Genomic DNA, 16,116 nt, shown 5'->3' with positions numbered 1-16,116 from the left:
GACCCTCCTCAGCCCGTGACCCTGTTACTGTTCGCTCTCGAACCAAGGCGCACGGGCGGTCATGATCAATGCCGCGGCGCGCTCTTCGTCCACCTCTTCGATGTCCACCAGATCATCGACAGACTGTTCAGCCAGATCTTCCATGGTCTTGATGCCACGGCTGGCCAGGATGAAGGCCAGATGGCGCTCCATTCCGTCCATCTCCAGCAGATCATCCGCCGGCTGGGCTCCGTCCAGTTCCTCCTCGGAGGCAATGGCCAGGTTCAAGAGCTCGTCCTTGGCGCGAGCTCGAAGCTCCTCGATGAGGTCTTCGTCGAACTCTTCGATTTCCAGCATTTCCTCGACCGGTACGTAGGCCACCTCTTCAAGCGAGGTGAAACCTTCCTCGACCAGCAGCCGAGCGACATCATCATCGATGTCCAGGTGCTGAACGAAGTGCTCGACCAGACTGTCGATTTCCTGGTCGCGCTTGGCCTCGGCGTCGGCTTCGGTCATGACGTTGATACGCCAGCCGGTCAGCTCGGACGCGAGACGCACGTTCTGGCCACTGCGGCCGATGGCCTGGGCCAGGTTGTCCTCGGCGACGGCCACGTCCATGGCGTGGGCATCCTCATCCACCAGGATGGAGGCGACGTCGGCCGGGGCCATGGCGTTGATCACCAGCTGTGCGGGATTGTCGTCCCACAGCACGATGTCGACGCGTTCGTTCTGCAGCTCGGAGGACACCGCCTGCACGCGCGAACCGCGCATGCCGACGCAAGCGCCCACCGGGTCGATGCGACGGTCGTTGGTCTTGACCGCGATCTTGGCCCGGGAGCCCGGATCACGCGCCGCACCCTTGATCTCGATAAGCTGCTCGGCGATCTCGGGAACCTCGATCTTGAACAGCTCAATGATCATCTGCGGGTTGGTGCGCGACAGGATCAACTGGGCGCCACGCGCCTCGGCGTCGACCTTGACCAGCAGTGCGCGCACCCGCTCGTTCATGCGGTAGCGCTCACCGGGGATCATCTCGCTGCGCGGCAGGAAGGCCTCGGCGTTGTCGCCCAGGTCAATGATCAGGCCGTCACGTGTCGTCTTCTTGACGATACCCGCGACCAGTTCACCTTCACGCTCGGCATAGATGCGCACGACCTCGGCACGCTCGGCCTCGCGCACCTTCTGCACGATGACCTGCTTGGCGGTCTGGGCGGCGATACGACCGAAGGCCGCATTCTCGATGCGCTCCTCGACCACGTCACCCAGGCCCAGCGGCGGATCCCGCTTTTCGGCGAAGGTCAGCTTGATCTCGGCGTCGGGTCCGTCGAAGTCATCGTCCTCGACCACCACCCAGCGGCGGAAGGTCTCGTACTCGCCGGTCATCCGATCGATGTGTACGCGGACGCTGGCTTCCTCATCCTCGAAGCGCTTGCGCGAGGCACTGGCCAGCGCCGCCTCGACGGCTTCGAAGATGACCTCGCGGGGGACACCCTTCTCGTTGGAGATCGCGTCAACGACCGCCAGAATTTCTTTACTCATGCCTTAAAGCCTCGCCAAAAAACCGATCCTTGTTCTCTCTTGTCGCGCATCAGTCGTCGCGCATCAGTGAGCGTCACTCGTCAAACTGAGGAACCACCCGCGCCTGATCGATGCCGTCGATCGGAAAGCAGTATTCCTCACCGTCGATCTGCACCAGCACCTCGTCACCCTCGGTTCCGGCGAGCACGCCCTGGAACTTGCGCCGACCCTCGAAGGGAGCGCGCAGCTTCAGAGCCACGTGATGGCCAGCGTAACGGGAGAACTGATCGAGACGGAACAGCGGACGATCCATCCCGGGCGAAGACACCTCGAGACGGTACTCCCCGGCGATGGGATCCTCGACATCCATGATGGCGCTGACCTGTCGACTGATATCGGCACAGTTGTCGACACTGACGCCATCGGCGTGATCGATGTAAATCACCAGACGGGAATGTTTTCCCTGGGACAGATAGTCGATACCCCAGAGCTCGAACCCCATGGCCGTTACCACCGGTTCGATCAACGCATTTAGCGCAGCATCTTTGGTCGCCACGAATGAAAGCTCCTACAGCCGTTGCATCAGCACCTGGCCGGGAGTGAACAGGAAAGTCAGGTGGCTGATTGGCGTTCGCGCCGCCGGGCGAGCCCCGGCAAGCTGCTAACAAAAAGCCCCTTCACAGGAAGGGGCTTTTTCCAAGAAACCTGTCACCATCTGGCAGAAGTTCGCATGCCCCTTGAGGATACCTGCATGCCTGCCAAGAAGATGGTAGCGGGGACCGGATTTGAACCGATGACCTTCGGGTTATGAGCCCGACGAGCTACCAGACTGCTCCACCCCGCATCAATCTAGGCCGGTGAGTATACTGCGCCTTGACCAGGGCGTCAAGGCATTTCACCGAACCGCCAACCCTGAGAGAAGATCACCGGTCATCACCGGGAGAGCTTGTCATCCAAGCCGTCATTGCAGAAGACGAGGATGGTGCCGAAGGCGGGACTTGAACCCGCACGACCGTAAGGTCACTACCCCCTCAAGATAGCGTGTCTACCAATTCCACCACTTCGGCTAGGGGAGTTCCGGAGATCAGCCTTGGCTGTCCTCCAGCACTGGCGCTGCATTATCCACGTCGCTTGAACCTTCGTCAAGCGTAGGCGCAGAATTTTCCTGACTTTCTTCCTCAAGCGCAGGCGCACTGTTCTGGGTGCTTTCGTCATCCAGGGTCGGCGCGCTGTTCTGCTGCTCGATCACCTCGGCGTCGGGAATACCCGCCTCTGGCGCGGAATTGCCCGCTTCGGAGGCGAAGTAGGCCAGGGTCAGGGAAGTGGCGAAGAAACACGCCGCCAGCGCCCCGGTCGCCTTGGACAGGAAACTGCCGCTGCCACGGGAACCGAAGACGGTCTGGGAGGCACCGCCACCGAAGGAGGCGCCGGCATCTGCGCCCTTGCCCTGCTGCAGCAGGATAAGAACGACCAGGGCGATGGCGATCGCCACATGGATCATGAGAATGGCAACTTGCATGGATTCAACCTGCTGACTGACAAATGGCTAGAAAATCGTCGACCTTCAGCGATGCTCCGCCGATCAGGCCGCCGTCGATGTCCGGTTGGGCCAGCAATTCCGCCGCGTTGTCGGGCTTCATGCTGCCGCCGTAGAGAACCTGCATGGACGCCGCCAGGGCGCCATCGTAACGTTCGAGTCGTGCACGAATCGCCGCATGCACCTGCTGCGCCTGTTCAGGCGTTGCGGTACGACCGGTGCCGATCGCCCAGACCGGCTCGTAGGCCAATACCAGGCGCGCGCGCTCGTCACCGTCGAGGGCTTCCATCACCGCCTCGAGCTGACCGAGCACCACCGCCTCGGTACGCTCGGCGTCGCGCTCTTCCAGGGTTTCCCCCAGGCACAGCACCGGCGTCAGCCCCTGACCCAGCGCGGCCTGCACCCGTGCCAGCACCGCCGCGTCGTCCTCTCCGAACAGGGTACGCCGCTCGGAGTGTCCGACCAGCACCATGTCGGCGCCGACGTCTGCAAGCATGGCGCCGCTCACTTCGCCGGTGAAGGCTCCGCTCGACTGGTCGCTCAGGGTCTGGCCGGCCAGCCTGACGCTCTGCGGCAACCGTTCCCTGGCCACCCCGACATAGGGAAAGGGAACCGCCAGGGCCAGCGTCACCGCCTGCGGCAATTCGGCGCCGGACAGCGCCTCGGCGAAGGTATCGATCAGGCTCAGCGAGCCATTCATCTTCCAGTTGCCGGCGATCAGCGGTGCACGCATGGAACATCCTCTTTCAAGGTGGGCCGAAATGGTATAGGAGCGGCCCTGTCAAGACAAGATTTGCCGCGGGATCGAAGCCTTCGGTCCCGCGCTGGAGCAAGCCGACAAGACGCTCTCGCCGGCATCAGGGTCCACCAGGCCTCGCGTCATGGCACCGCGAAACCGGGCGGCGAGATCAGGGTTCAGCCGACCAGCTCACGCACGTCATCGGCCAAACGCCTGGCCAGCCCTTCGACATCCAGATGAGGGCGTCCCTCGACCATGACGCGAATCAGCGGCTCGGTACCCGAAGGGCGCAGCAGCACGCGGCCCTCATCGCCAAGCTCGGCCTCGACCGCACGCGTGGCCTGTTCGAGACTCGGGTCGGCCATCACCGCCTTGGCGTCGACGCCCGCCGACAGGCGCACGTTGACCAGCGACTGAGGCGCCTTCTCGAAGCCGTGCAGCAGACGTGACAGCGGCTTTTCCTCACGCACCATGTAGGACAGCACCTGCAGCGCCGAGACGATACCGTCGCCGGTGGTCTGCACATGGCGACAGACGATATGCCCCGAGGACTCGCCGCCCAGCTGCCAGTCGTTGGCGGCCAGGCGCTCCATCACGTAGCGATCGCCGACCTTGGCACGCTCGAAGGGTACGCCCATGGACTCCAGCGCCGCGGCCAGGCCGAAGTTGCTCATCAGGGTACCGACCACACCACCACCCAGCTCGCCACGCTCGTGACGGTCCTTGGCGATCAGGTAGAGCATGTCGTCACCGTCGATCTCGTGACCGTCGGCGTCCACCATCAGCACGCGATCGCCGTCACCATCGAAGGCGATGCCCAGATCGGCGCCTTGCTGGATCACCGCCGCGCGCAGCGCCGCCGGATGGGTCGAGCCCACCTCCTGGTTGATATTGAGGCCGTCGGGCTCGGCGCCGATCAGGCTGACCTTGGCTCCGAGTTCCTTGAACACCGCCGGCGCGATGTGATACGTCGCGCCATGGGCGCAGTCCAGCACGATACGCAGACCGTGCAGGTTGACCCGATCGGGGATCGTCGACTTGCAGAACTCGATATAGCGCCCGGCGGCGTCGTCGACCCGACTGGCCTTGCCCAGCTCCCCCGGCGACACCGTGGTCAGGGTCTCATTCAGTGCGCGCTCGATACGCTCCTCGATCTCATCGCCCAGCTTGGCACCCTCGGCCGAGAAGAACTTGATGCCGTTGTCCTGGTAGGCGTTGTGGGAAGCGGAGATGACGATGCCCGCATCGGCGCGAAAGGTCCGCGTCAGGTAGGCGATACCCGGCGTCGGCATCGGGCCGAGCAGCATCACGTCAACGCCCGCCGCCGACAGCCCCGCCTCGAGGGCCGACTCGAACATGTAGCCGGAGATACGGGTGTCCTTGCCGATCAGTACCCGCGCCCGCTGACGGCGTGGCTCGAGCACGCGGCCGGTAGCCCAGCCCAGCTTAAGCATGAAGTCCGGCGTGATCGGCGCCTGACCGACGGTACCGCGAATGCCATCCGTGCCAAAATAGCGTCTAGCCATGGTGTTCTCCTTCCTCGAGAACGGCCCAGGTCATGTTCACCGCGTCCACATGGGGCCCCACATCGTGAACGCGTAGTATCCGTGCGCCTCGCTCCACCGCCAGTGCCGACAAGGCCAGACCACCCGACAGGCGCTCCTCGACCGCACGGTCGAGCACCTTGCCGATCATGCTCTTGCGCGACATCCCGACCAGCAGCGGAAGCCCCAGGGCTTCCAGGCGCTCCAGGCGATGCAACAGGCGAAGATTATGCTCCACGGTCTTGGCGAAACCAAAACCTGGATCAAGCAACAGGCGTTCTCGCTTGAGACCGGCGGCCTCGCACTCGGCGATGCGCCTTTCGAGAAAGTCTGCGACCTCTTCCTCCACCGGCCTGTCATAGCGGGGCGCATCCTGCATGTCGCCCGGCTCGCCGAGCATGTGCATCAGCACCACCGGCAGCCCGGTACCGGTCGCCGCCGCGACGGCGCCCTCACGACGCAGGTTGCGTACATCATTGATCATGCCAGCCCCGGCCTGGGCGCTCTCGCGCATGACCTCCGGCGTCGAGGTATCCACCGACACCAGGGCATCCAGCTCCCGCACCAGCGCCTCGACCACCGGGATCACCCGGTCGAGCTCCTGCTGCGCGGTGACCGGCGTCGCACCGGGTCGCGTGGACTCGCCGCCCACGTCGATGATGGCGGCACCCTCGGCGAGCATCTGTTCGGCATGGCGCAGGGCGTCGTCGATGACCACGTGATGGCCACCGTCGGAAAAGGAATCGGGAGTGACGTTGAGGATCCCCATGATGCGGGGAAAGGTCAGATCGAGGCGGTGTCGACCACAGGGCAGTACAGCGGGGTAACGAGCGTCCATCGAAGAGGATGTCCTGGGAAAATCTGGGTATTCACCAAAGAATACTAATGCGAGAGGCGGGTCATGCAACGCCAGAGGCGCCCCGCGGGGCGCCTCTGTGAGCGGGCGGGCCGTCAGCTACCGGCGGGGCCGCCAAGGGGGTCGGAGGGGCGACGGCCGGAGCCTTTGTCATCCTCTTCCTCGTCCCCGTCGCTGGTGTCGGCGCTGGACTCCGGCTCCTTCGACGGCTCGGGATCACCGGTGACCGGGGAACCACCGCCGGAACCGGGCTCATCCCAGTCCTTGGGCGGACGCGGGTCACGCCCTTCCATGATGTCCTTGAGCTGATCCGCATCGATGGTCTCGTAATGCATCAGCGCTTCGGCCATGGCGTCGAGCTTGTCGCGATTGTCCTCGAGGATCTGACGCGCCTGCTCGTAGCAGCCGTCGATGATCTTGCGCACTTCCTTGTCCAGACGCGAGGTGGTTTCGCCCGACTTCAGCTTGCCACCGCCCTGACCCGGGCCGCCGAGGAACTGGTGAGACTCGTCCTCGTCGTACATGATCGGCCCCATCTCCTCGGACAGGCCCCACTTCGCCACCATGTTGTGGGCAAGCTCGGTGGCTCGCTTGATGTCGTTGGAGGCGCCGGTGGTGACACCGTTCGGCCCCAGCGTCATCTCCTCGGCGATGCGGCCGCCGAACAGCGAACAGATCTGACTGATGATCTGCTGGCGCGACAGGCTGTAACGATCCTGCTCCGGCAAGAACATGGTCACACCCAGGGCGCGGCCACGCGGAATGATGGTCACCTTGTAGACCGGGTCATGCTCCGGCATCACCAGACCGATGATGGCGTGGCCCGACTCGTGGTAAGCGGTGTTGAGCTTTTCCTTCTCGGTCATGACCATGGAGCGGCGCTCGGCCCCCATCATGATCTTGTCCTTGGCCAGCTCAAGCTCTTCCATGCCCACCAGGCGCTTGTTGCGACGAGCGGCGAACAGCGCGGCCTCGTTGACCAGGTTGGCCAGGTCGGCACCGGAGAAGCCAGGGGTACCACGGGCGATGAAGGTCGGCTTGACGTCATCGGCCAGCGGCACCTTGCGCAGGTGCACGTTGAGGATATGCTCGCGACCACGGATATCGGGAAGCGGCACCACCACCTGACGGTCGAAGCGGCCCGGGCGCAGCAGCGCAGGGTCAAGCACGTCGGGACGGTTGGTGGCGGCGATGACGATGATGCCTTCATTGGCCTCGAAGCCGTCCATCTCGACCAGCAGCTGGTTCAACGTCTGCTCGCGCTCGTCGTTGCCGCCGCCCATGCCGGCGCCGCGCGAACGACCCACGGCGTCGATCTCGTCGATGAAGATGATGCAGGGTGCCTGCTTCTTGGCCTGCTCGAACATGTCGCGCACACGGGAAGCACCCACACCGACGAACATCTCGACGAAGTCAGAGCCTGAGATCGAGAAGAACGGCACCTTGGCCTCGCCGGCGATGGACTTCGCCAGCAGGGTCTTGCCGGTACCGGGAGGCCCGACCATCAAGACACCGCGGGGGATGGTGCCACCCAGCCGCTGGAACTTGGTCGGATCACGCAGGAAGTCGACCAGCTCCTCGACTTCCTCCTTGGCCTCGTCACACCCCGCCACGTCGGCAAAGGTGGTCTTGATCTGATCCTGGGACAGCAGTTTGGCCTTGGACTTGCCGAAGCTCATGGGGCCGCCCTTGCCGGCACCACCGCCCTGCATCTGGCGCATGAAGAACATGAAGATGGCCAGGATCAGCAGAATCGGGAAACTCGCGATCAATAGTCGCGTCCACAGACTCTGCTGTTCCGGCTTCTTGCCCACCACGGTGACATTGTTGGACAACAGATCGTCCATCAGCTTCGGGTCCTCCGCCGAGGGGCGGATGGTCTGGAAGCTGGAGCCATCGTTGCGCTCACCGCTGATCGTGTAACCGTCGATGGTTACACTGCGTACCTGCTCGTTTTGCACCTGTTCGACGAACTGGGAGTAGTTCATCTGGTTGGGTGCGTTCTCGACGCTGAAGTTGTTGAACACCGTCAGCAGCACCGCCGCGATGACCAACCACAGAATCAGGTTCTTCGCCATGTCGTTCAAGGGACCACCCTCAATTGCAAGAATCTGTCGGCCTAGGTGCCTAAGGGTTCGACACTACATGACCCGGCCTGGTTCAGCCAGCCTGATCGGATCCAACGAAGCGGCGCAAGCGCCCCTTCCGCCGGGACTCACCCTCGGAAAATGCCGAAAAAATGTCGATGCGATGACTGCCTAGCAGGCCATCGCACGCCATCATGTGTCCTTTCCTGCCTGTACCATGCCTCAAGACTGGCACAGCCAGGCCACTTTTGCCGGTATCGCTCCGGTAGGCGCGGTCTATCAGACGTCGACCGGCGCCGATGCTCAGCCCTTGAATCCCTGGGCCAGCAGGTAGACCTCGCGGGAGCGTGCCCGCGATGCCCCCGGCTTGCGCGTCACCACCTTTTGAAAGGCGCCGCGCAGCTCCTTGAGATATTCGTCGAAGCCTTCGCCCTGGAACACCTTGGCCAGGAAGGTACCCCCGGGACGCAGCGTCTGGCGAGCCAGGTCGAGCGCCAGCTCCACCAGGTACATTGCCTGAGGCTGATCGATGGCCGCCATACCACTCATATTGGGGGCCATGTCCGACATCACAAGGTCCACCGGGCGATCACCGAGCCTTGCCAGCACCTCGTCCAGCACGCTTTCCTCGGTAAAGTCACCCTGTACGAAGTCGACCCCGGCCAGGGCGTCCATCTCGAGGATGTCCGAGGCGATGACCACGCCGGCGTCACCGACACGCTCTGCGGCGATCTGGCTCCAGCCGCCCGGCGCCGCACCCAGATCGATGACGGTCATGCCCGGCTTGAACAGCTTGTCCTTGTCGTCCAGCTCCACCAGCTTATAGCTGGCCCGGGAACGGTAGCCGTCCTGCCAGCTCTGCTGAACGTAGCGATCATCGAAGTGTTCCTTCAACCAGCTGGCGCTGGTCTTGCTCGCGCTGCTCTTGCCGGATGAGGGTTTTTTACCGGAGGGGGGACGGGATGCTGCCACTGAGCCACCTGAAAGAAGATTTCCTGAACAATTGCCGGAAGGGCGTCGCTCGAAGTGCATTTACTGCGGATACCCGGCATGGCCGCCGGAGCCGAACCGCGTGGCGGGGAGGCTCGCCGCAGGAACCGAGAGGTGGGCTGCACGACGCATCGAGCGGCTTTGCCACCGCCGGCGAACGGCTGCCTGGAGATTGTCATGCACAAGCGCTTTCACCGCACGGGGAATCCCCGTACCATGTGCTGTCACGCGCCCTACGGCCAAAACGGAATGAAGCAAGATACCATGAGCTTGTCACAGGCACAAAAGAAAGCAATGCGCAGCATCGGCCACCACCTCGACCCGGTGGTGACGGCCTCGGAGAACGGTATTTCCGAAGGCATGCTGGCCGAGCTCGAACGAGCCCTGAACGACCACGAACTGGTCAAGGTGAAGCTCGCGATCCCCGACCGCGACGACCGCACCGCAGTGCTCGACGAACTCGTCGCCCAGAGCCGCTCCGAGCTGATCCAGAAGATCGGCAAGGTGGCCCTGCTGTACCGCAAGAACCCCAAGGCCAACCCGAAGCTGTCCAACATCACGCGCTTCGAGAACCACCACGGCCGCCACTGACGCACCGGCGTCGCTGCGCCGCCACCGGGCGCCGACGAGCCTGTCGCCAGAAGAGACACCGCCCCGCCAGGAATCCTGGCGGGGCGGTGTCGTCTGGATCGAAGGATCCGGGTCTAGATGTGCTCGACGCCGGTGATCTCGTACTCGACCTCACCACCGGGGGTGCGGACCAGCACGACCTCACCCTCTTCCTTGCCGATCAAGGCACGGGCGATGGGCGAGGTGACCGAGATGCGACGCTGCTTGATGTCGGCCTCGTCCTCACCGACGATGCGGTAGGTCACCTCTTCGTCGGTATCCAGATTCAGAAGCTCGACGGTCACGCCGAAGATCACCTTGCCAGTCTTGGGCAGCTTGGTGACGTCGATGACCTGGGCGTTGGACAGCTTGCCCTCGATCTCCTGGATACGCCCCTCGATGAAGCCCTGCTGCTCGCGCGCGGCGTGGTACTCGGCGTTCTCCTTGAGGTCGCCGTGCTCACGCGCTTCGGCGATGGCAGCGATCACTGTCGGGCGAGCCTCGCTCTTGAGCTGTTCGAGCTCTTCACGCAGGCGTTGCTCACCGGCGACGGTCATCGGGACCTTGTTCATGTATTCGCTCCTGCATGCAGTTCCTGTAGCCGCCGCACGGTCACGGCATTGCCGTACTCGAGCGCCAAACAAACGGCACTGGCCCCTGCCAGCGTCGTGGCATAGGGAACCTTGCGGGCGAGTGCGGTGCGGCGGATCACCGAGGAGTCATTGATGGCCTGGCGGCCCTCGGTGGTATTGACGATATAGGCGATCTCGTCGTTCTTGATGGAATCGACGATGTGTGGCCGGCCTTCGTAAACCTTGTTGACGACCTCGACGGGCAGACCAGCCTGTTCAAGGGCTGCCGCCGTTCCTCGGGTCGCACAGAGTGTGAAGCCCAATGTTACCAGAGAACGCGCCACTTCGATAACACCCGCCTTGTCCGGTTCGCGAACCGACAGGAACGCCTTGCGATCGCCGGTCAGCGCCGGAATCGCCTCACCTGCACCGAGCTGAGCCTTGTAGAAGGCCTCGGCGAAGGTGTCGCCGGACCCCATCACCTCGCCGGTGGACTTCATCTCCGGCGACAGGATCGGATCGACGCCAGGGAACTTGTTGAACGGGAACACCGCTTCCTTGACGCTGTAGAAGTGCGGCACGATCTCGCGCTCGAAGCCCTGCTCCTTGAGGCTGACGCCGGCCATGCAACGGGCCGCCACCTGGGCCAGCGAGGTACCGATGCACTTGGACACGAAGGGCACGGTGCGCGAGGCGCGCGGGTTGACCTCGATGACGTAGATCTCGCCGTCCTGCCAGGCCAGCTGGACGTTCATCAGGCCCTTCACGCCAAGCTCCACGGCCATGCGCTTGACCTGCTCGCGCATCTCGTCCTGCACTTCCGCCGGCAGCGAGTACGGCGGCAGCGCACAGGCGGAGTCGCCTGAGTGCACACCAGCCTGTTCGACGTGCTGCATGATACCGCCGATCACCACCTGCTCACCGTCGGACACCGCGTCGATGTCGATCTCGATAGCGGCGCTCAGGAAGTGATCGAGCAGCACCGGCGAGTCGTTGGAGACCTTGACCGCGTGGGTCATGTAGTTCTCCAGCTCGCTGGCGTCATAGACGATTTCCATGGCGCGCCCACCGAGCACGTAGCTCGGGCGCACCACCAGCGGGTAGCCGATCGCCTCGGCCTTGCTGAAGGCCTCGTCAAAGCTTCTGGCGGTGGCGTTGGGCGGCTGCTTGAGGCCCAGCTTGTCGATCATCTGCTGGAAGCGCTCGCGATCCTCGGCGCGGTCGATGGCGTCCGGGGTGGTACCGATGATCGGCACACCGGCGGCCTCGAGCGCACGTGCAAGCTTCAGCGGCGTCTGACCGCCGAACTGCACGATCACCCCGACCGGCTTCTCCTTGTCGGCGATCTCGAGCACGTCCTCCAGGGTCACCGGCTCGAAGTACAGACGATCGGAGGTGTCGTAGTCGGTGGACACGGTCTCCGGGTTGCAGTTGACCATGATGGTCTCGTAGCCGTCGTCGCGCATGGCGAAGGCGGCGTGGACGCAGCAGTAGTCGAACTCGATGCCCTGACCGATACGGTTGGGGCCACCGCCCAGCACCATGATCTTCTTACGATCGCTGACCTCGGCCTCGCACTCCTCCTCGTAGGTGGAGTACATGTAGGCGGTGTCGGAGGCGAACTCGGCGGCGCAGGTGTCGACGCGCTTGTAGACCGGACGGATACCGGCGTCATGGCGCGCCCTGCGCACATCGTCCTCGGACACGCCCAGCACCTTGGCCAGGCGAGCATCGCCAAAGCCCTTGCGCTTGAGACGATAGAGTTCGCGCGCGTCCAGCGACGACAGCGGACGGCTGGACAGATCCTGCTCGATCTTGACCAGATCCTCGAGCTGGACCAGGAACCAGGGGTCGATGTTGGTCAGCTCGAACACTTCTTCCACCGACATGCCGGAGCGCATGGCATCGGCGATGAAGAAGATGCGCTCGGCGCCGGCGGCCTGCAACTCGCCCTTGATCAGCGCCATGTTCTCGGCGCTGAACTCGGTGACGATGGGATCGAGACCGTCGTTGCCGGTCTCCATGCCACGCAGCGCCTTCTGCAGCGACTCCTGGAAGGTACGGCCGATCGCCATGACCTCGCCCACCGACTTCATCTGGGTGGTCAGACGGTCGTTGGCCTGGGGGAACTTCTCAAAGGTGAAGCGCGGAATCTTGGTGACGACGTAGTCGATGGACGGCTCAAAGGACGCCGGGGTGCGACCGCCGGTGATGTCGTTCTGCAGCTCGTCCAGGGTGTAGCCCACCGCCAGCTTGGCGGCGATCTTGGCGATCGGAAAGCCAGTGGCCTTGGAGGCCAGGGCGGAGGAACGCGACACCCGCGGGTTCATCTCGATGACCACCATGCGGCCGGTCTCGGGGTCCACGCCGAACTGGACGTTGGAGCCGCCGGTCTCGACACCGATCTCGCGCAGCACCGCAAGGGATGCGTCGCGCATGATCTGGTATTCCTTGTCGGTCAGCGTCTGGGCCGGCGCCACGGTGATGGAATCACCGGTGTGCACGCCCATGGGGTCGAAGTTCTCGATGGCACAGACGATGATGCAGTTGTCGTTCTTGTCACGAACGACCTCCATCTCGTATTCCTTCCAGCCCAGCAACGACTCGTCGATCAGCAGCTCGTGGGTCGGCGAAAGCTCGAAGCCGCGCCCACAGATCTCCTTGAACTCTTCCTTGTTGTAGGCCACGCCGCCACCGGAGCCACCCATGGTGAAGGACGGCCGGATGATCACCGGGAAGCCCAGCTCTCCCTGGATCTCCCAGGCCTCATCCATGCTGTGGGCGACCTTGGCCTTGGGGCACTCGAGGCCGATGTTCTTCATCGCCTTGTCGAAGCGATCGCGATCCTCGGCCTTGTCGATGGTGTCGGCGTTGGCACCGATCATCTCCACGCCGTACTTCTCCAGTACGCCGTGGCGATCGAGATCCAGCGCGCAGTTCAGCGCGGTCTGGCCTCCCATGGTCGGCAATACGGCGTCGGGACGCTCGGCCTCGATGATCTTCTCCACCGCCTGCCAGGTGATCGGCTCGATGTAGGTGGCATCCGCCATGGCCGGATCGGTCATGATGGTGGCCGGGTTGGAGTTGACCAGGATGACGCGAAAACCCTCTTCGCGCAGCGCCTTGCAGGCCTGGGCGCCGGAATAGTCGAACTCGCAGGCCTGGCCGATGACGATGGGGCCAGCGCCGATGATAAGGATGCTTTTCAGGTCTGTACGCTTGGGCATGGTGCTTCCCGCAAGAAAATTGGACGATGAACCGGAGTCTGTGTCGGCGCCTTAGCGACGGCTGCGCATCATGTCGATGAAGCGGTCGAACAGCGGCGCCACATCGCGGGGGCCGGGGCTCGCTTCGGGGTGGCCCTGGAAGCTGAACGCCGGACGGTCGGTACGCTCGATCCCCTGCAGGGTGCCGTCGAACAGCGAGCGGTGGGTGGCGCGCAGGTTATCCGGCAGCGTGGTCTCGTCGGCGGCAAAGCCGTGGTTCTGGCTGGTGATCATCACGTGGCCGCTATCCAGATCCTGCACCGGATGGTTGGCGCCGTGGTGGCCGTGATTCATCTTGACCGTGGTGGCACCGCTGGCCAGCGCCAGCAACTGGTGGCCCAGGCAGATGCCGAACACCGGCACTTCGGTCTCGAGGATCTCGCGAATGGCGTCGATGGCGTAGTCACACGGCTCGGGGTCGCCGGGGCCGTTGGACAGGAAGACGCCGTCAGGGTCGAGCGCCAGCACCTCGGACGCCGGGGTCTGGGCCGGCACCACGGTCAGCTTGCAGCCGCGACTCGCCAGCATGCGCAGGATGTTGAACTTGACGCCGTAGTCGTAGGCCACCACGTGGAAGGGTCGCTCGGCGCCTTCGGTGTCGGCGTAGCCCTTGCCCAGCGCCCACTCGCCCTCGTTCCAGACGTAGCGCTCGCTGCAGGACACCACCTTGGCCAGGTCCATGCCCTTGAGCCCCGGGAAGGCGCGGGCGGCCTCCAGGGCGCGCGCTTCGGCGTCGTCACCCTGGGCCTCGTCGCCTGCCACGATGGCACCGTTCTGGGCGCCCTTGTCACGCAGGATACGGGTCAGCCGGCGGGTATCGATGTCGGCGATGCCCACCACGTTCTGGCTGGCGAGATAGTCCGAGAGGCTCTGGGTAGATCGGAAGTTGCTGGCGACGAGCGGCAGATCGCGGATGACGAGGCCCGCGGCGGCGATGCTTGAAGACTCGATGTCCTCGGGATTGATGCCGGTATTGCCGATATGGGGATAGGTGAGGGTGACGATCTGTCGGGAATAAGAGGGGTCGGTCAGTATTTCCTGATAGCCGGTCATGGCCGTATTGAACACCACCTCACCACTGGTCTGCCCATCAGCGCCAATGGCCGTGCCGTGGAATACGCTGCCATCTTCCAGGGCCAAGATTGCGGGTTTGTTCAACGCTACGTCCTCCCAAAGCTCGTCAAGGTATCTACGACCGCCGCCATACGCCTGCCGGCGTCGGCGACCTGTCGCCAGGCCATTCGGCACCGGCCCGGCCCATCGTGCGTCACGCACACAAGGAGCCGGGCCGTAAAAAAGCGGGACGAAACCCGGTGTTTGACCGGTTTCATCCCGCTTGTTGTCATTCGCTCGGAATGCAGAGCCGGCACCTATGCTGCGAGAGACGTACTGAACGCTCTCGAGGCGACACTTTCATGCCCGGCCCGGCCAAAATTTTTGGAATGTTACAGCATCTGGGTCGGGCTGACTACCCCGGAGCAAGCACTTTGCCATGGGCAACACCGCACCCCGACGCTGCCCGAGGCCTACAAACCTCAGTCCAGGCCCAGCACATCGGACATCCCGTAGCGTCCCGCCTCACGCTCGGCGACCCAGCGCGCAGCGCGCACCGCGCCCCGGGCGAAGGTCATGCGGCTGGACGCCTTGTGGGTGATCTCGATGCGCTCGCCTTCGGTAGCGAACATCACGGTGTGCTCCCCGACGATATCGCCGGCACGCACCGTGGCGAAGCCGATCTCCTTGGGATCGCGAGGACCGCACTGGCCTACCCGCTCGAACACCCCGTGCTCCTTGAGGTTGCGATCCAGCGCCCCTGCGACCACCTCGCCCATGCGCAGGGCGGTACCGGACGGCGCATCGACCTTATGACGATGGTGGGACTCGATGACCTCGATATCATAGCCCTCGTCGCCCAGCGCCTTCGCTGCAGTCTCCAGAAGCTTCAGGGTCAGATTGACGCCGACGCTCATGTTGGGCGCAAACACCGTGGGCACTCGCTCGGCATAATCGTCGAGCTCGGCCTGCTCGTCATCGGACAGACCGGTGGTGCCGATGACGATGCCCTTGCCATGCTCGGCACAGAAGGCCAGGTTGGCCAGGGTCACCTTGGGCGCGGTGAAATCGATCAGCACGTCGAAGTCATCGACGATGGCCTCGAGGGAGTCCACCGCCGCCACGCCCTGGCGGCCGACTCCGGCCAGCTCGCCCAGATCGGCGCCAGCCAGCGAACTGCCCGGCTCGACGATGCCGCCGGCGAGGACGGCGTCGTCGTCCTGCATCACGGCGTTGACCAGGGTGCGGCCCATGCGGCCGGCGACGCCGACGATGGCGATACGGGGGGCGGTACGGCTCATGCAATCTCCTGGAGAAACGAGAGTTCGAACAGACAGGCGGATCAACGTAGATACGCCAAAATGTA

13 protein-coding genes and 2 tRNA genes are annotated in these 16,116 nt (G+C 63.9%); 1 reads left to right on the top strand and 14 read right to left on the bottom strand.

The genetic code is table 11. The features are described from left to right. Positions 1–24: 24 nt before the first annotated feature. From nusA to rlmE, 10 genes are all read right to left on the bottom strand, one after another. Complete coding sequence (gene nusA, locus NKF27_RS01195) at positions 25–1,518, bottom strand: transcription termination factor NusA (RefSeq protein WP_108131788.1); 1,494 nt, start codon at positions 1,516–1,518, stop codon at positions 25–27. Positions 1,519–1,591: 73 nt separating this feature from the next. Then, positions 1,592–2,053 (bottom strand): ribosome maturation factor RimP, encoded by a 462-nt coding sequence (rimP, locus tag NKF27_RS01190; protein WP_045992269.1) that lies wholly within the window; start codon positions 2,051–2,053, stop codon positions 1,592–1,594. 211 nt (positions 2,054–2,264) lie between these two features. After that, positions 2,265–2,341, bottom strand: a tRNA-Met gene (locus NKF27_RS01185). Positions 2,342–2,477: 136 nt separating this feature from the next. Beyond that, positions 2,478–2,564 (bottom strand) — tRNA-Leu (locus tag NKF27_RS01180). Positions 2,565–2,581: 17 nt separating this feature from the next. Further along, the gene (gene secG / locus NKF27_RS01175; protein WP_045992270.1) at positions 2,582–3,016 is read right to left on the bottom strand and encodes a preprotein translocase subunit SecG; all 435 of its coding nucleotides are present in this window, start codon (positions 3,014–3,016) and stop codon (positions 2,582–2,584) included. A 4-nt stretch (positions 3,017–3,020) separates the two neighbouring features. Further along, positions 3,021–3,767, bottom strand: a complete 747-nt coding sequence (tpiA, locus tag NKF27_RS01170; protein ID WP_253554997.1) for a triose-phosphate isomerase — start codon at positions 3,765–3,767, stop codon at positions 3,021–3,023. Between the two features lie 182 nt (positions 3,768–3,949). Beyond that, positions 3,950–5,299, bottom strand: a complete 1,350-nt coding sequence (gene glmM, locus NKF27_RS01165) for a phosphoglucosamine mutase (protein ID WP_253554995.1) — start codon at positions 5,297–5,299, stop codon at positions 3,950–3,952. Then, entirely contained in the window at positions 5,292–6,086 is a 795-nt protein-coding gene (folP, locus tag NKF27_RS01160) for a dihydropteroate synthase (RefSeq protein ID WP_108131904.1), read from the bottom strand. The genes glmM and folP overlap by 8 nt, the downstream gene beginning before the upstream one ends. A 182-nt stretch (positions 6,087–6,268) precedes the next feature. Then, complete coding sequence (gene ftsH, locus NKF27_RS01155; RefSeq protein WP_253028441.1) at positions 6,269–8,260, bottom strand: ATP-dependent zinc metalloprotease FtsH; 1,992 nt, start codon at positions 8,258–8,260, stop codon at positions 6,269–6,271. A 303-nt stretch (positions 8,261–8,563) separates the two neighbouring features. Beyond that, the gene (rlmE, locus tag NKF27_RS01150) at positions 8,564–9,232 is read right to left on the bottom strand and encodes a 23S rRNA (uridine(2552)-2'-O)-methyltransferase RlmE (protein ID WP_253554994.1); all 669 of its coding nucleotides are present in this window, start codon (positions 9,230–9,232) and stop codon (positions 8,564–8,566) included. Between the two features lie 282 nt (positions 9,233–9,514). Here rlmE and yhbY point away from each other — a divergent pair, with 282 nt between their 5' ends. Further along, complete coding sequence (yhbY, locus tag NKF27_RS01145) at positions 9,515–9,841, top strand: ribosome assembly RNA-binding protein YhbY (RefSeq protein ID WP_045992299.1); 327 nt, start codon at positions 9,515–9,517, stop codon at positions 9,839–9,841. 113 nt (positions 9,842–9,954) lie between these two features. On the opposite strand, the gene greA is transcribed toward yhbY, so the two are convergent. From greA to dapB, 4 genes are all read right to left on the bottom strand, one after another. Further along, positions 9,955–10,431 carry a transcription elongation factor GreA gene (gene greA, locus NKF27_RS01140; RefSeq protein ID WP_108131792.1) on the bottom strand — a complete coding sequence of 159 codons (477 nt, stop codon included), beginning with the start codon at positions 10,429–10,431 and terminating at the stop codon, positions 9,955–9,957. Further along, positions 10,428–13,658 (bottom strand): carbamoyl-phosphate synthase large subunit, encoded by a 3,231-nt coding sequence (gene carB / locus NKF27_RS01135; protein WP_253554993.1) that lies wholly within the window; start codon positions 13,656–13,658, stop codon positions 10,428–10,430. The genes greA and carB overlap by 4 nt, the downstream gene beginning before the upstream one ends. Before the next feature lie 51 nt (positions 13,659–13,709). Then, positions 13,710–14,855: a glutamine-hydrolyzing carbamoyl-phosphate synthase small subunit gene (gene carA, locus NKF27_RS01130; RefSeq protein ID WP_253554992.1), complete on the bottom strand. Its 1,146-nt coding sequence runs from the start codon at positions 14,853–14,855 to the stop codon at positions 13,710–13,712. Between the two features lie 377 nt (positions 14,856–15,232). After that, positions 15,233–16,051 carry a 4-hydroxy-tetrahydrodipicolinate reductase gene (gene dapB, locus NKF27_RS01125; protein WP_253554991.1) on the bottom strand — a complete coding sequence of 273 codons (819 nt, stop codon included), beginning with the start codon at positions 16,049–16,051 and terminating at the stop codon, positions 15,233–15,235. Positions 16,052–16,116 lie beyond the last annotated feature (65 nt).

Source organism: Halomonas sp. DN3, assembly GCF_024137905.1.
Lineage (GTDB): Bacteria > Pseudomonadota > Gammaproteobacteria > Pseudomonadales > Halomonadaceae > Halomonas > Halomonas litopenaei.
The sequence above is the reverse complement of the archived record's forward strand: the minus strand, read 5'-3'. Positions and strand labels throughout refer to the sequence as shown.